Source organism: Pseudomonas sp. Root71 (assembly GCF_001429045.1).
In the GTDB taxonomy this organism is placed as follows: domain Bacteria; phylum Pseudomonadota; class Gammaproteobacteria; order Pseudomonadales; family Pseudomonadaceae; genus Aquipseudomonas; species Aquipseudomonas monachiensis.
Window position 1 is genome coordinate 1 of the sequence record NZ_LMHY01000015.1, and the last position, 20234, is coordinate 20234.

17 protein-coding genes and 8 pseudogenes are annotated in these 20234 nt (G+C 56.4%); 9 read left to right on the forward strand and 16 right to left on the reverse strand.

Annotation, left to right across the window (positions count from 1 at the left end):
* The first annotated feature begins 385 nt into the window (after positions 1-385).
* Together ASD95_RS13400 and ASD95_RS30295 are read left to right on the forward strand one after the other, a co-directional pair.
* Entirely contained in the window at positions 386-715 is a 330-nt protein-coding gene (locus ASD95_RS13400; RefSeq protein ID WP_056724165.1) for an antibiotic biosynthesis monooxygenase family protein, read from the forward strand.
* Between the two features lie 384 nt (positions 716-1099).
* Positions 1100-1278, forward strand: a pseudogene (locus ASD95_RS30295) (site-specific integrase); the annotation flags it as partial.
* A 213-nt stretch (positions 1279-1491) separates the two neighbouring features.
* Here the strand turns inward: ASD95_RS30295 and ASD95_RS13405 are convergent.
* Positions 1492-1698 carry a hypothetical protein gene (locus ASD95_RS13405; protein ID WP_056724166.1) on the reverse strand — a complete coding sequence of 69 codons (207 nt, stop codon included), beginning with the start codon at positions 1696-1698 and terminating at the stop codon, positions 1492-1494.
* Positions 1695-2228 (reverse strand): glycoside hydrolase family 19 protein, encoded by a 534-nt coding sequence (locus ASD95_RS13410; protein WP_056724168.1) that lies wholly within the window; start codon positions 2226-2228, stop codon positions 1695-1697. Before ASD95_RS13410 ends, ASD95_RS13405 begins: the two co-directional genes overlap by 4 nt.
* A 56-nt stretch (positions 2229-2284) precedes the next feature.
* On the opposite strand from ASD95_RS13410, the gene ASD95_RS13415 reads away from it, so the two are divergent.
* Positions 2285-4366 carry an acyltransferase family protein gene (locus tag ASD95_RS13415; RefSeq protein ID WP_201783887.1) on the forward strand — a complete coding sequence of 694 codons (2082 nt, stop codon included), beginning with the start codon at positions 2285-2287 and terminating at the stop codon, positions 4364-4366.
* Positions 4367-4486: 120 nt separating this feature from the next.
* Here the strand turns inward: ASD95_RS13415 and ASD95_RS13420 are convergent, their stop codons facing one another.
* From ASD95_RS13420 to ASD95_RS13445, 7 genes and pseudogenes are all read right to left on the reverse strand, one after another.
* Positions 4487-4705: a hypothetical protein gene (locus ASD95_RS13420; protein ID WP_236709738.1), complete on the reverse strand. Its 219-nt coding sequence runs from the start codon at positions 4703-4705 to the stop codon at positions 4487-4489.
* A 42-nt stretch (positions 4706-4747) separates the two neighbouring features.
* A pseudogene (locus tag ASD95_RS28645) lies at positions 4748-5085 on the reverse strand (cell wall hydrolase); the annotation flags it as partial.
* A 143-nt stretch (positions 5086-5228) separates the two neighbouring features.
* Complete coding sequence (gene katG, locus ASD95_RS13425; RefSeq protein ID WP_056724172.1) at positions 5229-7484, reverse strand: catalase/peroxidase HPI; 2256 nt, start codon at positions 7482-7484, stop codon at positions 5229-5231.
* A gap of 345 nt (positions 7485-7829) precedes the next feature.
* A complete protein-coding gene (locus ASD95_RS13430; RefSeq protein WP_034150399.1) occupies positions 7830-8027 on the reverse strand; it encodes a YbdD/YjiX family protein in 198 nt (65 codons plus the stop codon).
* A 2-nt stretch (positions 8028-8029) separates the two neighbouring features.
* A partial coding sequence (locus ASD95_RS13435; protein ID WP_330219622.1) for a carbon starvation CstA family protein occupies positions 8030-8797 on the reverse strand: 768 nt, incomplete at its 5' end.
* A gap of 1 nt (position 8798) precedes the next feature.
* Positions 8799-9522, reverse strand: a pseudogene (locus ASD95_RS13440) (carbon starvation CstA family protein); the annotation flags it as partial.
* Position 9523: 1 nt separating this feature from the next.
* A pseudogene (locus ASD95_RS13445) lies at positions 9524-10440 on the reverse strand (carbon starvation CstA family protein); the annotation flags it as partial.
* A 403-nt stretch (positions 10441-10843) separates the two neighbouring features.
* Here ASD95_RS13445 and ASD95_RS13450 point away from each other — a divergent pair.
* The 3 genes and pseudogenes from ASD95_RS13450 to ASD95_RS13460 form a co-directional block, all read left to right on the forward strand.
* On the forward strand, positions 10844-12208 hold the full coding sequence (locus ASD95_RS13450) for a cache domain-containing protein (RefSeq protein WP_056724174.1): 1365 nt from the start codon (positions 10844-10846) through the stop codon (positions 12206-12208).
* A 32-nt stretch (positions 12209-12240) separates the two neighbouring features.
* Positions 12241-12873: a response regulator gene (locus ASD95_RS13455; RefSeq protein WP_056724176.1), complete on the forward strand. Its 633-nt coding sequence runs from the start codon at positions 12241-12243 to the stop codon at positions 12871-12873.
* 138 nt (positions 12874-13011) lie between these two features.
* A pseudogene (locus tag ASD95_RS13460) lies at positions 13012-13254 on the forward strand (hypothetical protein); the annotation flags it as partial.
* Between the two features lie 113 nt (positions 13255-13367).
* Here ASD95_RS13460 and ASD95_RS13465 read toward each other — a convergent pair.
* Positions 13368-13583, reverse strand: a complete 216-nt coding sequence (locus ASD95_RS13465; protein WP_056724180.1) for a TOBE domain-containing protein — start codon at positions 13581-13583, stop codon at positions 13368-13370.
* Positions 13584-13846: 263 nt separating this feature from the next.
* Between ASD95_RS13465 and ASD95_RS29430 the strand changes: the two genes are divergently transcribed.
* Positions 13847-14008, forward strand: coding sequence for a hypothetical protein (locus tag ASD95_RS29430; protein WP_177336468.1), 162 nt, complete (start codon positions 13847-13849; stop codon positions 14006-14008).
* Between the two features lie 53 nt (positions 14009-14061).
* Positions 14062-14652 (forward strand): helix-turn-helix domain-containing protein, encoded by a 591-nt coding sequence (locus tag ASD95_RS13470; RefSeq protein ID WP_160386044.1) that lies wholly within the window; start codon positions 14062-14064, stop codon positions 14650-14652.
* Positions 14653-14784: 132 nt separating this feature from the next.
* Here the strand turns inward: ASD95_RS13470 and ASD95_RS29815 are convergent, their stop codons facing one another.
* On the reverse strand, positions 14785-15294 hold the full coding sequence (locus ASD95_RS29815; protein WP_082562944.1) for a hypothetical protein: 510 nt from the start codon (positions 15292-15294) through the stop codon (positions 14785-14787).
* Positions 15295-15756: 462 nt separating this feature from the next.
* On the opposite strand from ASD95_RS29815, the gene ASD95_RS13480 reads away from it, so the two are divergent.
* Positions 15757-16080, forward strand: coding sequence for a hypothetical protein (locus ASD95_RS13480; RefSeq protein WP_056724204.1), 324 nt, complete (start codon positions 15757-15759; stop codon positions 16078-16080).
* An 88-nt stretch (positions 16081-16168) separates the two neighbouring features.
* Here the strand turns inward: ASD95_RS13480 and ASD95_RS13485 are convergent, their stop codons facing one another.
* The 5 genes and pseudogenes from ASD95_RS13485 to ASD95_RS29830 form a co-directional block, all read right to left on the reverse strand.
* The gene (locus ASD95_RS13485; RefSeq protein ID WP_236709739.1) at positions 16169-16780 is read right to left on the reverse strand and encodes a hypothetical protein; all 612 of its coding nucleotides are present in this window, start codon (positions 16778-16780) and stop codon (positions 16169-16171) included.
* 253 nt (positions 16781-17033) lie between these two features.
* Positions 17034-17568: pseudogene (locus tag ASD95_RS29820) on the reverse strand (RHS repeat domain-containing protein); the annotation flags it as partial.
* 1 nt (position 17569) lies between these two features.
* A pseudogene (locus tag ASD95_RS29825) lies at positions 17570-18155 on the reverse strand (type IV secretion protein Rhs); the annotation flags it as partial.
* Positions 18156-18202: 47 nt separating this feature from the next.
* Positions 18203-18652 carry an NTF2 fold immunity protein gene (locus tag ASD95_RS28665; RefSeq protein ID WP_082562947.1) on the reverse strand — a complete coding sequence of 150 codons (450 nt, stop codon included), beginning with the start codon at positions 18650-18652 and terminating at the stop codon, positions 18203-18205.
* Positions 18630-20234, reverse strand: a pseudogene (locus ASD95_RS29830) (RHS repeat domain-containing protein); the annotation flags it as partial. The pseudogene ASD95_RS29830 and the gene ASD95_RS28665, both read right to left, overlap by 23 nt.

Consider the following 20234-nt stretch of genomic DNA (forward strand, 5'->3'; position numbering starts at 1 on the left):
CACTCGATAACTGTCCCATCATGCTGCGTGCTTCCCTGCTGGCCAATGCAGAGATTTTGCCGCAGGCCAGACAGGGGAGCTACTTTTTCAACAGAATCGGCCAAAAGCAGACCATGGGCGCGCCGCTAATGCGCCAGTAATGGGCGCAAAAGTCATGTCGCTTTTCCTCCTCACCTCATGTCGCGTTTCTAGCGCGACACTCAAGCCGAACAAGGAGTTACGCATGGACAAGGAACGCTATCAGACACAATCGGCGGAAAACATTACGCCAGATGCATCGTCTACTGATAGTTGGGAAGCCAACCAGCCAGCATAGGTTTGAGGCATACCCAAGTCCGGTCAGTCCAATCATCGGCAACCAAACGCCGCGAAAGGAGCAAAGCCTATGTACTCTTCAACGTTCATCTTTGCCAAAAAGCAGTTTGATGAAGCCTTCCACCGACTCGATCAGGAAATCGCTGCAATCGCAAAATCGATCCCTGGTTACCTTGGCGAAGAAGCTTGGGAGAATCCACAGACTGGCCTCTTCTCCAATGTGTACTACTGGAGTTCTCTCGAAGCTCTTCAGATATTGGTTGAGCATCCCCGTCACCTGGAGGCAAAGGCTGCCCAGGAAAATTGGCTTGCCGGTTATCAAGTCATCATCTCTGAGGTCATCAAAACCTATGGTGACTCCAAGCTTGGCGAGAAATGGCCAATCGCAACAGCTACTTAAGCATTCCATCGACCAGAATAGTCTTTCGGATGTGCGTAGAAAAACCGACAAGGAAATACGCGGATCAAAAATGGAGTTCATCTTCGACATCGTAATCAACCTGTTGGCTCATCGCATTGGCGTTTACGTGCTGGGCTTGCTTAGTGGCGTAATGCAGCTCACTTAAGGACGAACACTGTATCTGTGGCGAGGGAGCTTATTGTTTGGTCTATCTCTTAAGTGAACAGCATTACGCCTAATCAGCGGGCCTTTTTATTTAATCGATATCGTTCGTCGGAGAAAGTCCAACTCGACAGTCAATCATGTTCAGCGCTGCCGCAGCGTTGTGCCTGATATGGATCGACCAATAACTACCTGGCGGACCAGAAACCGGATAGATAAAGGTTATCTGCGGGCGAGAATCCAATGTGGGTAGCCAAGCAACTCGCCCACAAAGAATGGACCACGATCGCCAAGGTTTATGGTCGATGAATGCCCTCCGCCGATGCAGGAGCCGGAGGGCGAGCCGGGAGACTTTTGCCGGCAATACCAACGTTACGACAACTTCTCCTATTTTAGATTGAAGCGATCCAGGTTCATCATCTTGAAGGGCAACCCTGAGGGCCGCGCAGGCTGCGGCTTTCAGGCCCCAAAAATCCCCCTTTGGGGTTTGTATGGCTCAGTTTGGTTATGCAATGACAGCTTTATGTCAGCGTGCCTCCCCTCTCCTGGCGTCCCACCGACCGAACACCAACTCTTCGTGCGCTATTTCCCGGGGGTAGTGATGGTGTCAAAGATCACCCTCCGCTTATGAATGCCTGGAGCGCCAATTGGCAGCCCTCGTAGAATTGCCAAAAAGAACCTAGAACCAGAAAAGCTGCACCCCAACGCAGCAACTCGCCAATCTGTTCGCCTGCCACTGCCAGGCCGCCGCGCCACCCCCAGCCATGCAGCACCAAGACCAGCACCAGTGCGCCACCGATGCGCCACGACAGCGGAATCATGCCAGCACCTCCCGCGCCTTCGCCCAGAGCTTCAACCGATCCGCAAGGCCATTGAGGCCGCCATTGATTCGGCGGGTGATAGTGTAGAACTCACCGGCATCGGCAAGCGTGTTCAAGCCCTTCATCGCCCAGAACCAGGTGGCCGACAGGCATGCGTACTGCGGCTGCTCCAGCAGCTCCGGATGATTGATGAGGTCGATTCCCAATGCTTCGCCACACGCCGCGTAATTCGCCCGGCCAGTGATCTGGATCAGGCCACGGCCGCGATACCTGGAGCCGTCGCCTGCTACGGTGTTGCCCAGGTCTGCCCTACCCTCGTATTTGATCTGGGCCGAAGTTGGCCCCCAAATTTCCCGCACGTAGTTCAGTTGTCCAGACTCATGGCCGATCTGCGCAACGAACGCGGCAACACGTTTTGCGCCGATGATTTGGTAGCGGTCCATGGCCGCGTTGAGCGCAGATGCAAAAACGCCCGCTTGGCGGCGGGCGCTCGGGAGGATCTGCAGCAGCTGCTGCGCGGTGATGGGCATAGCTTTCTCCAGGGGAAAAAAAACCGCTCGGGGCGGGAAAGGTTTGTGGTGCTGGTATGATGCTCAGCGCCCAAGTATGGCGTTCAATTAAATCGGAACTACGAAAACCAATGACCTCCTTATCTGAATCGCCGCAATTAGCGGTCGATAAGCACCTGAGTCACCCTAAATATCGGCCAGATATTGATGGGCTGCGCGCGATCGCAGTCCTGTCTGTCGTCGCGTTCCATGCCTTTCCCTCTCTGATTCCCGGTGGGTTCGTTGGTGTCGATATCTTTTTTGTTATTTCCGGCTTCCTGATTTCCAGCATCATTTTCGGAAGCCTCGAGAAAAACAGTTTTAGTTTCGTGGAATTCTACAGCCGTCGGGTAATTCGGATTTTTCCCGCGCTCTTGCTCATGCTTGCCGCCACTTGGGCACTCGGCTGGTTCGTTCTCCTTGCTGATGAATATATGCAACTTGGAAAACACATTGCCGGAGGCTCTGCTTTCATATCAAATTTCGTGCTACGTGCAGAATCTGGTTACTTCGACAATAGCGCAGACACAAAACCGCTCCTGCACTTATGGTCCTTGGGTATTGAAGAGCAATTTTATCTGGTTTGGCCATTGATACTCTGGGCCGCATTTAAAATAAGACTGAACACTCCGATACTACTCACCTTGATTGGCGGCACATCGTTCGCCTTAAACGTAATGAGCGTGCAGTCAGATCCAGTTAGCACTTTCTACTCACCACAAACCAGATTTTGGGAGCTTCTAATTGGATCATATCTGGCATATGTGACCATGTATAAAAGCCAGACATTCCCGAAATGGAGAGGGGTCGGCGGCCCAGTTATTCGAAACACTCAATCCTTTGTTGGCTTTACATGCCTTGCAGTGGCATTTTCTCTAACCACCAAGAACAACCAATTTCCCGGCTGGTGGGCACTATTGCCAACTGTGGGCGCATCTCTCATTATTGCGGGAGGTCCATATGCATGGTTCAACAGAACAGTACTATCTAATCGAATATTCGTTTGGTTCGGACTTATCAGTTTCCCATTGTATCTTTGGCATTGGCCTCTTCTATCATTCGCTCATATCCTGGAAGGGAGCACAGCCTCACCAACAACATTGAGCCTAGCTGTTGTGGCCTCCGTACTCCTGTCTTGGCTGACATATAAATATGTCGAGCGGCCATTGCGCCTTAGCGGTTACAACAACACAAAAACAGCAACACTGATCGCTCTTATGTTTCTTTTCGGAATAACTGGATACGCTACATACGTGAATGGCGGCTTCAAATCTCGTTTAAATGACAGAGAGGAATTCGCGGAATATTTTGAAAACTCTTTACCAGAGCGAAAATATTTCGCAAAACTTGAACTATTTCAGAATTATCGTGGCGATTGCAATTTTCAGAACACAGCTCAGTACATCAAAGGAAACTCCACAAATGTACCGGTCAGCGAAATAAACAGCAGTTGCTACACAAAGCAATTTCCACAAGGCAAGACACTATTTATTTGGGGAGACTCTCACGCCCAACAACTTTTCTCAGGGTTAAGAAAAGAAATGCCTGAAAACTGGGATATCCTACAAGTCGCCAGTTCAGGATGCGTGGCGTCTCCCGACGTCAAGACCCCTTCAGCCACAGATTTCTGTACGCAATCGAACTGGTTTGCTCTCAAGCAAATAAAGCAATTAATTCCAGACGTAGTAATTGTTGGCCAGAATGAAAACCACGACGCGGCGAATCTTCGCCGTATTTTCCTGGAATTGAAAGATGCTGGGGTTAAGCGCGTTATTTTTACAGGACCCACACCACACTGGACAGTTGAACTTCCTAAAACGATCATGAAATCGCTGTGGATTAACACGCCAAGGCGCACTCTTTCAGGGCTAAACATATTAGTTATGGATCAAAACACCGAGTTGAAAAAAAGCCTAGCCAACTCGGGAGCAATTTATGCCGATATAATAAGCGCATTCTGCAACAAAGATGGCTGCATGACCTACTTGGGAAATGACATTAAAACAGGCATCACAAGCTGGGATTATGGACACCTTACGCCAATAGCGTCTGAATACTTGGCAAAAAAACTACTTGTAGACCTTGTAACTAACGAGCATTCAAATACCGATAAAAACTAGAACTCTAGTAGCGACTGCTTTTACGAATCTTCCAGCCCACAATAAAATAATTCACGGACTTTCCGGCCAGTTTATAACGGCCGGGTAGTCTGACCGCTGATCGTTTTGGGCGAGCGGCTATCAGTCAGGCAGTGGGTAGCGCTCTTTGATCGCAGCCACGGCAGCGAGCCACGCCGCGTAGTCAGGCTCCGCATCGTTGATCATCGCGTCAAACTCGGCCTCGTTCTTTAGCGGGTCGCTTTCAACCGCGTAGGCGGCGCGGCGCAGCACCACAATGCGCTCAGCTGAAGGCGCTTCGGACTTGGCCAGCACACTCGACAATCGGCTGAAGGCTGTCACGGCAAATCCGAAAAAAAATACGTGATGACCGAGCTTCAAGATCTAAGTGGCCCCCTTCACCCAGGTCGGCGCCTTCGACATTGTGCTGGCGTAGAAATGCGTCGCGCCACTGGTGGGATCTGGCACCTTGCCGGCGATCACCTGGTCAGCGACGATGCGCGCTTGCGCCAACTCGCGATTTGTTTGATGCCGATCAGGAACGCGTAGTTCGGGTCGGTCCGGCTCCAGCAACTGAACTGGTAGGGCTTCTGGCACACGCCGGCATAGCCCTCCCCCCACCATGACTAGTCCTTGCCGTCGTTCACCCGGTTGCGGAAGGTCCAAGCCACGGCGATCTGGCCGGCCAATGATTCGACGCGGGCCTCGCCCCATAACGTGCGGTTTGGTAGCCAAGCAACTCGCCCACAAAGACTGGACCACGATCGCCAAGATTTATGGTCGCTGAATGCCCTCCGCCGATGCAGGAGCCGGAGGGCGAGCCGGGAGACTTTTGCCGGCAATACCAACGTTACGACCACCTCCCCTATTTCAGATCGAAACGATCCAGGTTCATCACTTTGGTCCACGCAGCGACGAAGTCCTTGACGAACTGCTGCTGCGCATCGGCGGTGGCATAGAACTCGGCCAACGCACGCAACTGCGCATTGGAACCAAAGACCAGGTCAACCCGGGTCCCCGTCCACTTCACTGCACCGGTCTTGCGATCACGCCCTTCAAACTCTTGCTGGGCATCCGACACGGGCTTCCACTCCACCCCCATATCGAGCAGGTTGGTGAAGAAGTCATTGGTCAAGGCTTCCGGCCGTGAGGTGAAGACACCGTGCTTGCTCTGGCCGACATTGGCGTTCAATACCCGTAGCCCACCCAGCAATACCGTCATTTCCGGGGCGCTGAGCGTCAGCAGTTGTGCCTTGTCGATCAGCAGTTTTTCGGCCGGCACACGGTACTGTTGCTTCAGGTAATTACGGAAACCGTCGGCGATCGGTTCAAGGAAACCGAAGGAGTCGACATCGGTCTGTTCCTGGCTGGCGTCCATGCGTCCCGGCGTGAAAGGCACCGTCACACTGTGGCCGGCATTTTTCGCGGCCTGTTCCACGCCCACGCCACCGGCGAGCACGATCAGGTCGGCCAGGGAGATTTTCTTGCCGCCACTGTTGAACTCGTTCTGGATGCTTTCGAGTTTTGCCAGCACGCGGGCCAGTTGTTCTGGCTGGTTGGCCTCCCAGGACTTCTGCGGCGCCAGACGCAAGCGCCCACCGTTGGCGCCGCCGCGCTTATCGGAACCACGGAAAGACGAAGCCGCCGCCCAGGCCGTGGATACCAGCTGCGAAACTGTCAGCCCCGAGGCCGCAATCTTGCCCTTGAGCACGGCGACATCGCTGTCATTGACCAGCGGATGATCGACAGCAGGGATCGGGTCTTGCCACAGCAACTCTTCGTTCGGCATTTCCGGGCCGAGGTAGCGCGAGAGCGGGCCCATGTCACGGTGAATGAGCTTGTACCAGGCGCGAGCGAAGGCATCGGCCAGTTGCTCGGGATTGGCCAGGAAACGCCGGGCAATCGGCTCGTAGATCGGGTCGAAACGCAGGGCCAGGTCCGAGGTCAGCATGGTCGGGTCACGGCGTTTGGACGGATCAAAGGCATCCGGAATGGTCCCGGCACCGGCGCCGTTCTTCGGTTTCCACTGATGGGCACCGGCCGGGCTCTTGGTCAGCTCCCAGTCGAAACCGAACAGGTTCTCCAGGTAGTTGTTGCTCCACTTGGTCGGCGTGGTGGTCCAGGTCACTTCCAGGCCGCTGGTGATGGTGTCAGCCCCTTTGCCGGTGCCGAATGTGCTCTTCCAGCCCAGGCCTTGCAGATCCAGGCCAGCGGCTTCAGGTTCTGGCCCGACGTTGTCGGCAGGCCCGGCGCCATGGGTCTTGCCGAAGGCGTGGCCACCGGCGATCAGGGCCACGGTTTCCTCATCGTTCATCGCCATGCGGCCGAAGGTTTCGCGGATGTCCTTGGCCGAAGCGACCGGGTCCGGCTGCCCTTCCGGGCCTTCCGGGTTGACGTAGATCAGGCCCATCTGCACCGCGGCGAGGGGGTTTTCCAGATTGCGGCCCTCGTCGGTCCGGCTGTCCTCGTTTCGCCCCGGCTCGGCCACGAGCGGGACGTCGCCAGGTTTCTGTGCCGGTTTGTCCTCTTTGCCGTAGCGCGTGTCACCGCCCAGCCACTTGCTTTCAGAACCCCAGTAGACGTCTTCGTCCGGTTCCCAGACATCCGGGCGGCCGCCGGAAAAACCAAAGGTCTTGAAGCCCATGGATTCCAGTGCGACGTTGCCGGTGAGGACGATCAGGTCAGCCCAGGAGATTTTGTTGCCGTACTTTTGCTTGATCGGCCAGAGCAGCCGGCGGGCCTTGTCGAGGCTGACGTTGTCCGGCCAGCTGTTGAGCGGTGCAAAGCGTTGCTGGCCGGAACCGGCGCCACCCCGGCCATCGCCGGTGCGATAGGTGCCTGCGGCGTGCCAGGACATGCGGATAAAGAGAGGGCCATAGTGACCGAAGTCCGCCGGCCACCAGTCCTGGGAATCGGTCATCAGCGCAGTCAGGTCTTTTTTCAGCGCCTGGAAGTCCAGGCTCTTGAAGGCTTCGGCGTAGTTGAAGTCGCCTCCCAGCGGGTCAGACTTGGGCGAGTGTTGACTCAGGATCTTCAGGTTCAGTTGGTTCGGCCACCAGTCGCGGTTCGTAGTGCCACCGCCAGCGGCGTGATTGAACGGGCATTTCGATTCAGTTGACATGGCATCTCCTCTTGATTTTGTTTTCAGCTAACCATCCTTAAGCGTGGATCCGGATCACCGATTGAAGAAATAGCTTTTCGGTATGGGATCCATAGCCTTGAGGCTATGACAGCCCAGTGATCAGTTGCTCCAGACCATCCATTAAAGTACCGGACGGGGAAACTGTCGCTTCATCTGGGGGAGATAGCTGATAAACAGCTCAAATCAGTCAGGAGGTTTGCAAAGCTTCCATGACCCGGGACAAAAGTGGTGGCGACGATTCGAATCGCCACGGCCCCCGAAATGTCCAGGCCGTTACTGCACCCAATAAAAAACCGGCCTGTTTCAGCCGGTTTTTTGTCTCACTCAACAGCACTTCGGTCCGGCTTTACTGCCGTAACGGGCTTCCTGGCGTTCCCGAAAGAACGCCTCGTAGTCCATCAGCGGTTTGTCCGGGTGCTTGGTCTGCATGTGCTCGACGTAGTTGTCGTAGTCGGGCATGCCGACCATCAGGCGCGCGGCCTGACCGAGGTATTTACCGAGGCGACTCAGGTCATTGAACATGATCAGGCATCCGGCAGCGCTTGATATGGCGCTTCCTTGTCCGTGCGTTCCTTGGTGCCCCAGGCAGCGATGCCGACCTTGAGTGAGAAGAACAGGATGCTGAACACCACGAACAGGAACAGCGCAGTCAGGGTCGCGTTGGTGTAGGCGTTGAAGATCACGTGCTGCATCTGGTCGATGCTCTTGGCCGGGGCCAGCACCTGACCATTGGCCAGGGCATCACTGTACTTCTTCGCCAGGGCCAGGAAGCCGATCGCCGGGTTGGCGTCGAACAGCTTGATGAAGCCTGCGGTGGTGGTGCAGATCAGCAGCCACACGGCCGGCAGCAAGGTCACCCACACATAACGCTGGCGCTTCATCTTGATCAGCACCACGGTGCCGAGCATCAGCGCGATACCGGCCAGCATCTGGTTGGAGATGCCGAACAGCGGCCACAAGGTGTTGATGCCGCCCAGTGGATCGATCACGCCCTGGTACAGCAGATAACCCCACATGGCCACGCAACCGGCGGTGGCAACCAGGTTGGCGGTCCAGGATTCGGTGCGCTTGAGCGCCGGCACGAAGGAGCCGAGCAAGTCCTGCAGCATGAAGCGACCGGCGCGGGTACCGGCATCCACGGCAGTCAGGATGAACAGCGCTTCGAACAGGATCGCGAAGTGGTACCAGAACGCCATGGTGTTCTCGCCCGGCAGAACACTGTGCAGGATCTGCGCGATACCGACCGCCAGGGTCGGCGCACCACCGGCACGGGCCAGGATGGTGGTTTCACCNGCCGGCATCCACGGCAGTCAGGATGAACAGCGCTTCGAACAGGATCGCGAAGTGGTACCAGAACGCCATGGTGTTCTCGCCCGGCAGAACACTGTGCAGGATCTGCGCGATACCGACCGCCAGGGTCGGCGCACCACCGGCACGGGCCAGGATGGTGGTTTCACCGATGTCATGGGCTACGGCTTGCAAGGCTTCCGGGGTAATGGCGAAGCCCCAGCTGCTGACGGTTTGCGCAACGGCCACCACATCACCGCCGACCACGGCCGCCGGACTGTTCATGGCGAAGTACACGCCCGGATCGATCACTGAAGCGGCAACCATGGCCATGATCGCCACGAAGGATTCCATCAGCATGCCGCCGTAACCGATGTAGCGGGCATGCCCCTCGCTGGCGAGCAGCTTGGGCGTGGTGCCGGAAGCAATCAGCGAGTGGAAACCGGAAACCGCGCCACAGGCGATGGTGATGAACAGGAACGGGAACAGACCGCCCTTCCAAACCGGACCGGTACCGTCGACGAACTGGGTCAGGGCCGGCATTCTCAGCTCGGGCATGGTCACCAGGATGCCGATGGCCAGGGCGACGATGGTGCCGATTTTCAGGAAGGTCGACAGATAGTCACGCGGTGCCAGGATCAGCCACACCGGCAGTACCGCCGCGACAAAACCGTAGCCGATCAGCATCCAGGTGATCTGGATACCGGTAAAGCTGAACGCCTTGGCCCACNCTCAGCTCGGGCATGGTCACCAGGATGCCGATGGCCAGGGCGACGATGGTGCCGATTTTCAGGAAGGTCGACAGATAGTCACGCGGTGCCAGGATCAGCCACACCGGCAGTACCGCCGCGACAAAACCGTAGCCGATCAGCATCCAGGTGATCTGGATACCGGTAAAGGTGAAGGCCTTGGCCCACACCGGATCGGCGGCAACCTGCCCGCCGAGCCAGATCGAACCCAGCAGCAACAGCACGCCGATTACCGAGATTTCGCCAATGCGACCCGGGCGGATGTAGCGCATGTAGATGCCCATGAACATCGCGATCGGAATGGTCGCCATCACCGTGAAAATCCCCCAAGGACTCTCGGCCAGGGCCTTGACCACGATCAGCGCCAGCACCGCGAGGATGATGATCATGATCAGGAAGCAGCCGAACAGCGCGATGGTGCCGGGGATGCGGCCCATTTCTTCACGGACCATGTCGCCCAGGGAACGGCCGTTGCGGCGGGTTGACATGAACAGGACCATGAAGTCCTGAACGGCACCGGCCAGCACCACGCCGGCAATCAGCCACAGCGTGCCGGGCAGGTAGCCCATCTGCGCCGCCAACACCGGGCCGACCAAAGGCCCCGCGCCGGCAATGGCCGCGAAGTGGTGACCGAAAAGTACGTGCTTGTTGGTCGGAACATAGTCCAGACCATCGTTATTGAGCACAGCCGGCGTGGCCCGATTGGGGTCGAGCTGCATCACTTTATTGGCGATGAACAGGCTGTAATAGCGGTAGGCAACAAGGTAGATGGCGACGGCTGCGACTACGATCCACAGGGCGTTGATCGCTTCGCCGCGGCGCAGGGCCACGACACTCAGCGCAATCGCTCCCAGGACAGCCACGGCAAACCAGGCGAGGTGTTTAGCCAGACGGGGCATAGCGTGTCTCCTGCCGACAGCCAGTGACTGCGGCGGTAATTTTTATAATTGTGTCCGCGATGCGGAGCTGGCCCAATATCCGCGCATGCCGTCCACAAATAAATCCGCGTTACTACGTACGTGGTCTCTACGTAGTTCTACGTAGATGACACCGATCTCCTGTGGGTTGACCACCGGATCCGGGGCCATCCCCGATCAAATGTGGGAGCGAGCTTGCTCCGGGCGGCGTTCCGACGATAGCGGACTTTCAGCCACATCACTTCCGAATGTGCCTCCCTCATCGCGAGCAAGCTCGCTCCCACAGGTTTTGCACACTCCCAACCGGTCATTCCGTCCAGCAACGCTACAAGCCCAGCGCCTCTTTGGCATATGATCCCGAGCCTTCGCGCGGGCAGGAGTCAACATGCAGCTCAAACACAAGATCGTCGCCCTCGGGATTTTGCCGCTGGTGCTGGCCATTGCCGTCATCTGCGCGCTGGTGATTTCCCTCAACCGCCAACTGGGCGATCAACAGGCGCAACTGATCGAAGACAGCATTCTGGCGAGCAAGCGCACGGAGCTGAAAAACTACGTGGAAATGGCCCAGAGCCTGATCGCGCCCCTGTACGACGACGGCCACGGCAATGCCCACGCCCAGCAACAAGTGCTGGAAGAACTGCGCAAGCTCAGCTTCGGCATCAACGGCTACTTCTTCGTCTACGACCACGAAGGCCGCAGCCTGATGCACGCGCGCCAGTCGGAACTGGTGGGCCAATACCTGTGGGACATGAAAGACCCCCACGGCCTGCCGGTGATCCAGGCGCTGCTGCAAAGCGCGCAATCGGGCGAAGGCTTTCAACGCTACGCCTGGAACAAGCCCTCCTCCGGCCAGGTGACCGACAAGCTCGCCTACGTAGTGATGCTCGATCGCTGGGGCTGGATGCTCGGCACCGGCATCTACCTCGAAGACGTCGAACGCGCCACCCAACAAGCCCGTGCCGAAGTGGCCATGGGCATCCGCAAGACCATGATGGCGATTGCCGTGGTCGCCCTCGTCGCGGTGCTGTTCGTGTTCGCCACGGGCATGACCCTCAACGTCAGCGAACATCGGCTGGCGGACAAAAAACTGCAGCGCCTGACCCAGCGCATCGTCAGCCTGCAGGAAGAAGAACGATCCCGGGTGTCCCGCGAGTTGCACGACGGCATCAGCCAGGTGCTGGTCTCGATCAAGTTCCAGTTCGAACTGGCCAGCCATCTGCTGGAACGCGGACAAGCCGACGACAAGGGTTTGAACGCGCTCAGAGACGCCACCGAGCGCCTGGGCGATGCCATCGGTGAAGTGCGCAGCCTCTCCCATGACCTGCGCTCCTCCTTGCTCGACACCCTCGGCCTGCCGGCGGCCATCGGCCAACTGGCCGCCGAATTCGAGCAGCGCAGCGGGTTGACCGTGACCTATGACGAAAATGAATTCGACTGCCTGCTGGTCGACGGCGCGGCGGTTTCGCTGTTCCGCATCGTCCAGGAAGGCCTGACCAATATCGAACGCCACGCGCAGGCGAAAAACGTGTCCATTACACTGCGCGGCTGCGACGAGTCCGTGCGGCTGACGGTGGTCGATGACGGTATCGGTTTCAACGTCGCCCAGGTCGAACGTCGTCAGGCCGGCATTGGCTTGCGTAACATCCGCGAACGCGTCGAACATTTTGGCGGGCGCTTCGATCTGATTTCGATGCCGGGCAGAAGCGAGCTGGACGTGCGGCTGCCAATGAAACCTGCGGTAAAACGCTGAGCCCGCGCAAAACTACAAGAGTGAATATTGCGATGAACCTGCCCTCCCCGATCCGCGTCGCCCTGGTCGACGATCACTCCCTGGTCCGCGACGGCATCAAGGCGCTGCTGGCCGTGATGTCGCCCCTGGAAATGGTCGGCGAAGCGGAAAACGGCGCCGAGGCCATCGAAATGGTCGGACGCTGCCAGCCCGACCTGCTGCTGGTCGACATCAGCCTGCCAGACATGAACGGCCTGGAACTGACCCGCGTGCTGCGCAGCCAGTACCCGTCGCTCAAGGTGCTGGTGCTGAGCATGTACGACAATTACGAATACGTGAGCGAGTCGGTGCGCTCCGGCGCCAGCGGCTACGTGCTGAAGAACGCCCCGTCCCGGGAAATCATCGCCGCCATCGAAGCCATCACCAGCGGCGGAACCTTCTACAGCGCCGAAATCGCCCAGCGACTGATCGCCGACCGCAACACCGACAACGAACTGACTCCGAGGGAAAGCCAGGTCCTGTCGAAAATGGCGCAAGGCTTGAACAACAAGGAAATGGCCCGGGAACTGGACATCAGCGTGCGCACGGTGGAAACCCATCGCCTGAGCATCCGGCGCAAACTCAACATCGACAAGCCGGCAGCGCTGGTCAAGTACGCCCTCGATCATGGGCTCATCTCCCGCTGACACCCGCACCCACAATGGTCATCAAATCATCCATTGACTGCATCGATAGTCACCATTGATTCAATGAAGTTCTCTTAAAAAATCCACGGCGTAACATCAGCTCCATACCAACCCATAAGCACCCCGGAGCACACGATCATGAAACGCCAGACCCTCCTCAGCATCGCTTTCTCGGTTTTCGCAGTTAACGCTTTTGCCGCTACCTCTGCTCAACCTGTGGTCGCTGAAGGCGGCTCGGATCGTCTGATTGAAAGCCGTGTGGCCGAGGGTGGTTCCGACCGCCTGATCGAAAACCGCGTCGCTGCGGATGGCTCCGACAAACTGCTGCAGAACCGCGTCGCTGAAGGTGGCTCCGACAAACTGCTGCAGAACCGCGTCGCATAAACAAACCGCGTCACCACAACACCCAACAAAAACCCGGCCTGATCAGCCGGGTTTTTTCATGGTTTTTTTAAACCGGCAGATCATCCGTTATCTACCAATGATTCAGGCTTTCAAAGCTTGGCAATGGAGACCTCCGTGGACTTGACGAAGGCAATCACCTCGCTGCCCACCTTCAACTCCAGGCTGCGCACCGAACGCGTGGTAATCACGGAAGTGACGATCCCGGAGGCGGTTTGCACGTCGATTTCGGAGACCACTTCGCCTTCGAATATTTCCTTGATGACGCCCTTGAACTGGTTACGGACGTTGATCGCTTTGATGGTCATGATAAGGCTTCCTGTCTGGCGTCGAGACCATCCGCATGGATGGGCATGACCTCAAGATGCACCGCATCAGCCAACACCAAAAGGAATATATAATTACATGTTTATATCTTTTTAGAATATAAAAGATGCTTCATACAACCTGAAAATCCTTCACCAATAAGAACCAAAACGAATTAACAAATAAAAATTCAGTATTTATCGTTATAAAAATAGAAGCGTACTCTCCAGTCATCCCGTCATTCATCACCACAGTGAAGTGCCCCATGAATCCGACTGACAACCTCATCGATTTCGCCAGCTACCGCAAACGCAAACAAGCTCAGCAACGGGCACGGGCCATGTGGGAGATGTACGCACGCAACGCCGGACTACAGGCATTGCAGTGGGTTCAGGCGTCTCGGTCTACCGAGACACGTCAGGCGTGAACGCGTACGAACCCTCGCGCTTTCTGATAAGCGCGGACGAGCCTGTGCTGGATCTGAACAATCCGGATGCCCCGGAAGAGGACCCGATCTGCGAACGGGTCGGACAAAACCTGCTGCGTCTGCGCAGCAAGCGCCATCTGTCCCTTGATGCCCTGGCCCGACAGTGCGGCGTGAGCCGCGCCATGCTGGCGCAAATCGAATCGGGGCGCAGTGTGCCGTCCATCAAGGTGCTGTGCAAAATAGCCAAAGGCTTGAAGGTATCGGTGGCGGCGTTTCTGGAACATCGGGCCTTCGAAGGTGTGGCCCTATTGTCGGCGAGCCAGAGCAAACGCCTGGTCAGCGCCAACGGCGCTTTTGTCAGCCGCGCCCTGTTCCCCTTTGACGTGGCGCGCCAATCGGAATTCTACGAGCTGCGCCTGAGCGCGTTGGGAGAGGACCAGTCGCAGGGCCATGGCCCTGGTGTCCAGGAAAACCTGGTGGTGGCGCAGGGTGTCCTGGAAATCAGCGTCAACGATGAACGTTACCTGCTATCCACGGGGGACTCGATCCTGTTTTACGCCGACCAGCCCCACCGCTATCGCAACCCCGCCGACAGTGAGGCCGTGGCCTATCTTGTGGTGACCTACCCCGAACGCCTGGACTGATACCGCCTTCTTGTAGGAGCGAGCCTGCTCGCGATGGGCTCAAGGCTGACGCGTTTTTTCAGAAAACCCGCGTCATCGTTGACGTCCATCGCGAGCAGGCTCGCTCCTACAGGTACAGGTACAGTGCAGGGATCAGCAGGTGCAGCACATCAGCGGCATGCCGTTGCAGCTCATCATCATCGGCATGCTGCAGTCGTTCATCATTTTCATCATCAGGGCACAGCAGTTTTTCATCATGTCCATGTTCATGCCGGCCATCGGCATGATTTTGCACATCATGCAGTCCGCCATGAGCGTGCATTCCATCACGCACTTCATCGACGGCATCGGCATGCCCATCACCGGCATCGACATCATCATGTTCATCATCGGCATGGCCATGCTCGCCGGGGACATGCACATCATGCTCATGTTGCCGCAGTGCATCATCATCGGCATGCCGCAGTTCATCATCAACTGCATCATTTCAGCGCTGTTCCTGAACATGGCCATGTCCATGCCAGCGGCCGGCATCATCTTGCACATCATGCCGTCGTCCATCATGTCGCAGGACATGGTCGCCATCATCATCGGCATGCCCATCATCGACATCATTGGCATGTTGGCGTTCATCGGCATTTGCATCTGCATGGCATTCATCATGGTGTTGTTCCCTAAAGGACTGGATAATTGGACGAAGCTGATGGAGGCGGATTCTAGGGAATCGGCCGAGCGCGACAAGCTGGCGATCAAACAGCCAAAGTCGATGTCGCGACAGGCTTAACGAGGCAGGCAGGAGGATTATTTCTGCTGTGACGAACGATCCGATTCGATCACGGACAAGGTAAAAAACATGACGCGGATTATTCGGTTATGGATATGCAGATTGCATCTATTCAAATACCGTAAAGAAATAAACGTTCTAACCGGTGTAGCAATCTTTCCCAGCTGGTTGAGTTGAAGTTCGTCGGAACGCCGCCCGGAGCAAGCTCGATCCCGTAAAGAACACCGAATCATCCATTGACTGCGTCGATAGTCACCATTGATTCAATGAAGTTCTCTTAAAAAATCCACGGCGTAACATCTGCTCCATACCAACCCATAAGTACCCCGGAGCACATGATCATGAAACGCCAGACCCTCCTCAGCATCGCTTTCTCGGTTTTCGCAGTTAACGCTTTTGCCGCTACGTCTGCTCAACCTGTGGTCGCTGAAGGCGGCTCGGATCGTCTGATTGAAAGCCGTGTGGCAGAGGGTGGTTCCGACCGCCTGATCGAGAATCGTGTGGCCGAAGGTGGCTCTGACAAACTGCTGCAGAACCGCGTCGCTGAAGGTGGCTCTGACAAGCTCCTGCAAAACCGCGTCGCTGAAGGTGGTTCCGACAAGCTCCTGCAGAACCGCGTCGCTGAAGGCGGCTCGGATCGTCTGATCCAGAATCGCACTGCCTGAATAAATTGCTTTACTACCGCCCCACAAAAAAACCGGCCTGATCAGCCGGTTTTTTTGTAATGGTCAGCCTGGCGGAGGACTGAGATCCTCAGGCCAGAGTAGGGGCAGTCTCATCCCTGCTTGCCCGCTGAGCATCCAGCAGCACATCCAGAGTGGTGAGAAACAGGTCATGACTCATGATCCCGGTGCACAGCGTTGACAGCATCTGATTCCCGGCTGCGTCTTTTAGAGTGACCTTTTCACTCCAGGCATTTAAATCAATTGAAGCAAGGGTCGACACCGGGACTTTACGTCCTTCAACTTCCAGAAACTCGCGTGTCACAATAATCGGTTGTGTAACGACATTCAGGAAGTCCCCCGAGACTCGCTTGCGCCAGACCTGCCCGGTCGGCACATACTTGAAAGTCACTGCGCAGTCAGACTCAAGCTTGTTCGTCACAACCGGCAGACACTCGCGAACATGCAACTCACGCACCAGTTGCTGGAATTCCTGAAAGCCTTTCAACGTCTCGATGACGCGATGAAATGGCTCACTTTCATTACGCCGATACGCCAGGTTGGTGATCAGGCCAGTGAATACGGTTTGCCCTGAACTGAACAGGTAAAGGTCTTCTATATCAGCAAACGCCGTATATTGTTGCTGCTTACCACTGACAGCAACAATGCCGTGTTCGTAAACCTCATAATGGGTTCCGCGCAACTTCTTCTGCCACGGATAAAGCCCGAAGAAGACCGCCGAAATGACGACCAGCAGGCCACTGACTGAATAGATCAACAACTGCGGGTTGGAACCACGACTGGTATTCGCCCCGGAACTGGCCACCGGCAGTAGGGTACCCAGGTACAACACAAATCCCGCCATACAGAACAGGCCGATTGCGAGCAACAGCAAGAAGACCAGAAAGCCTTTGCCGTGACGGAAGGTGGAGATCAGTTGACCTGTCACCGTTGAAGCGGGTGTCCTTGACGTGGTCAAACTGGCTGGTGTTGAAGTTCAGCCGGTTCGCCGCGGCGTCGTAGCGGAATTCTTCGCTGTCGATCAGCTGGCCGGTGTCGCGGCTGTGCAGTTGGCCGTTGGCTTCGTATTCGTACTTGATCTCGCCGCGCAGTTTGTCGAGGGTGCGGGTCAGTTCGCCGGCCGGGTCGTATTGGTGACGGCGATGGATCGGGTTGTAGGCGTGCTCGACCAGCAGGTCGGGCTGGATGCCGGGGTTGTACAGGCGCGAGAGTTTTTCCGCCGGCAGGCGCGAGGCGAACTGCCAGCTCTTGCGGCCCAGGGCGTCGTAGCCGAAGCAGCTGGTGAGGGTGCCTTGGGTGCGCAGGACTTCGCGGTGCAGGTCGTCGCGCTCGATGTCGCTGATGAGCTGGCCGTCGAGGTTGAGTTGGTGYAGGTGGCCGCTGCCGTAATACAGGTGATTGAGGTGTTGGCCGGTGGGCAACGTCAGGGTGGTGAGGTTGCTCAGTGGGTCGTATTCGTAGGACAAGGCGNGCGGTGCAGGTCGTCGCGCTCGATGTCGCTGATGAGCTGGCCGTCGAGGTTGAGTTGGTGCAGGTGGCCGCTGCCGTAATACAGGTGATTGAGGTGTTGGCCGGTGGGCAGCGTCAACGTGGTGAGGTTGCTCAGTGGATCGTATTCGTAGGACAAGGCGCCTTGCGCTGTCTTCTCCTGGATCAGCCTGCCGAGCAGGTCGTAGGCGAATTCGAGCGTTTCCCAGCGTTTCTTCGCTGACACCAATTTGCTTGCCCTGCGCGGTCGGCAGGCGCTGGATCGACAGCAGGCGATCAGCGTCGTCATACACGTAATCCTGACGGGCATCGGCATTGAGTTTGGCCAGCAACCGGCCAATGCTATCGCGTTCGAATTCGGTGCGGCGTTGTGGCCGTTCACCGCGTTCGCCGTAGCCGGTTTCATCGACCTGGGTCAGATGTCCGCCCAGGTTGTAGCTGAAGTGCCGGGTCAGGTTGTCGATGCGTTTTTCTTCGATCAACCGGTCGCACGCATCGTAGGCGAACTGGTACGCCGCGTTGTTTTCGTTGATCAGCGCGGTCAGGCGATTCGCCGCGGCGTAATCATAGCGACCAAGAACCCTTCAACTCAATCGAGCAACAAGCACAAAATAACTTAAATATATGTTTTATTCCACTTACCACCAGATTTGAAGTCCCTCCGTCGAATTAAACAACCATCTTCTGCGACCGAAAAAGTCAACCGATACAAAGTTGAAAGCCCAGTATTTTTCTCTATTATTACCGATGCAGCCCCCCCCTTAACCTCAACACTTCCTACGTTGTCATTTTCCGGATTATATTCCGGGTTAAGTCCACAAACCAGATTATCTAATCGATCATAGTTTCTATCAGCCGGGGCCACATACTTAGAGAAAATACTTAACAAATCAGCCCGCATGTGATTCTGCAGTAGTTCTTCCAGGGACTCATCTTCAAGTGCCTCCACGCTTTTTTTATAATATTTTTTTTCCCACTCATACATCTCACTCATAAAATCACCCAGAGTTAAGCGCACCATTTCCCCGAGATCTGCACCCGTATTAATTGAGGAAAATCTTGCCATCAATCAACTCTCCATTTCTAAATAAGTTATACAAAATCTTTGTCGGCCTTGTACCACCAGCCCCATACTTAAAAATCAACTCCACATCAACCGGCCCATTTTTTGATATATCATTAAATATTTGCCTCTCATAATCCCTAAACAATCCTCTATTCACTTTTGAAAGCTGAGGAAACACACCATTTTTACCACCCGAACCGCCAAGTAGCTTACCGATTATATGTCCAGCATCATCATCTGAATTACCCAGCGATCTGGCCCAAAACCGAGAGGACTCATTAGTTGCCGTACCCGTCCCCAAGTCCTTCGGAGTAATGGTAGCGGTTGCTTTCAACGGTTGCCCTGCCGCCCCTCTGGTGACATTAGTAGTCACGCACCACCCTAGAGGGTCAATCCACCCGTTAGTGTTGGGAGCATAACCATACAAATTACTACCACCCAACAACCCGATCGGATCCTGCGTTACAAACCGCCCCACCTCCGGATCGTAATACCGAAACGTGTTGTAGTGCAGCCCCGTCTCGTCATCGAAATACTGCCCCTGAAACCGCAAATTCTGCTCGATGTCATTGACCGCCAGCTTTTCAACCGCCCCCCAAGCCTTGTACGTCGCCTGCCAGACAATGCTCCCGTCCGCGTCCGTCATCTCCAGCGGCGTACCAATCTGATCAGTATGGAAGTAATAAAGCTGCTGCTCTTCACCCTCTGCCTGATCCACCCGCGCCAAGGGCGCATAACTCCCCGGCTCATACAGGTACAGACTGCTCTGCCCCGGTCGCTCCTCACGCAACATCCGCAGGCCTTGCCACAAAAAGTGCTTATGCTCGGTCTTGCCGTTGACCTCTGAAACCTTGGCAACCCGCCGCCCGAGGCTGTCGTAACGATACGCACCGGTACTTTCCAGCTTGCCGCTGACCAACGTCTCAGCCCGCACCAAGCGATTTTCACAGTCATAAACAAACGTCTGCAGCTTGCCCATCCCGCTGCGTTTTTCAATCAGGTTGCCCCACGCATCGTAGGCATATTCCTGATCCCGTCAGCGCTTCAGGCGGTTGTCCTTGACGTGATCAAACTGGCTGGTGTTGAAGTTCAGCCGGTTCGCCGCGGCGTCGTAGCGGAATTCTTCGCTGTCGAGCAACTGGCCGGTGTCGCGGCTGTGCAGTTGGCCGTTGGCTTCGTACTCGTACTTGATCTCGCCGCGCAGTTTGTCGAGGGTACGGGTCAACTCGCCGGCCGGGTCGTACTGGTGGCGGCGGTGGATCGGGTTGTAGGCGTGCTCGACCAGCAGGTCGGGCTGGATGCCGGGGTTGTGCAGGCGCGAGAGTTTTTCCGCCGGCAGGCGCGAGGCGAACTGCCAGCTCTTGCGGCCCAGGGCGTCGTAGCCGAAGCAGCTGGTGAGTGTGCCCTGGGTGCGCAGGACTTCGCGGTGCAGGTCGTCGCGCTCGATGTCGCTGATCAGCTGGCCGTCGAGGTTGAGTTGGTGTAGGTGGCCGCTGCCGTAATACAGGTGATTGAGGTGTTGGCCGGTGGGCAACGTCAGGGTGGTGAGGTTGCTCAGTGGGTCGTATTCGTAGGACAAGGC

Excerpts from the sequence above, each read along its gene's own strand:
- ASD95_RS29430 (WP_177336468.1), top strand. The coding sequence starts at position 13,847 with ATGAATCCGACTGACAACCTCATCGATTTCGCCAGCTACCGCAAACGC.
- ASD95_RS13410 (WP_056724168.1), bottom strand. The coding sequence starts at position 2,228 with ATGCCCATCACCGCGCAGCAGCTGCTGCAGATCCTCCCGAGCGCCCGC.
- ASD95_RS28665 (WP_082562947.1), bottom strand. The coding sequence starts at position 18,652 with ATGGCAAGATTTTCCTCAATTAATACGGGTGCAGATCTCGGGGAAATG.
- ASD95_RS13450 (WP_056724174.1), top strand. The coding sequence starts at position 10,844 with ATGCAGCTCAAACACAAGATCGTCGCCCTCGGGATTTTGCCGCTGGTG.
- ASD95_RS13480 (WP_056724204.1), top strand. The coding sequence starts at position 15,757 with ATGAAACGCCAGACCCTCCTCAGCATCGCTTTCTCGGTTTTCGCAGTT.
- ASD95_RS13430 (WP_034150399.1), bottom strand. The coding sequence starts at position 8,027 with ATGTTCAATGACCTGAGTCGCCTCGGTAAATACCTCGGTCAGGCCGCG.
- ASD95_RS29815 (WP_082562944.1), bottom strand. The coding sequence starts at position 15,294 with ATGATGAATGCCATGCAGATGCAAATGCCGATGAACGCCAACATGCCA.
- ASD95_RS13455 (WP_056724176.1), top strand. The coding sequence starts at position 12,241 with ATGAACCTGCCCTCCCCGATCCGCGTCGCCCTGGTCGACGATCACTCC.
- ASD95_RS13400 (WP_056724165.1), top strand. The coding sequence starts at position 386 with ATGTACTCTTCAACGTTCATCTTTGCCAAAAAGCAGTTTGATGAAGCC.
- ASD95_RS13465 (WP_056724180.1), bottom strand. The coding sequence starts at position 13,583 with ATGACCATCAAAGCGATCAACGTCCGTAACCAGTTCAAGGGCGTCATC.
- ASD95_RS13405 (WP_056724166.1), bottom strand. The coding sequence starts at position 1,698 with ATGATTCCGCTGTCGTGGCGCATCGGTGGCGCACTGGTGCTGGTCTTG.
- ASD95_RS13415 (WP_201783887.1), top strand. The coding sequence starts at position 2,285 with ATGATGCTCAGCGCCCAAGTATGGCGTTCAATTAAATCGGAACTACGA.
- katG (WP_056724172.1), bottom strand. The coding sequence starts at position 7,484 with ATGTCAACTGAATCGAAATGCCCGTTCAATCACGCCGCTGGCGGTGGC.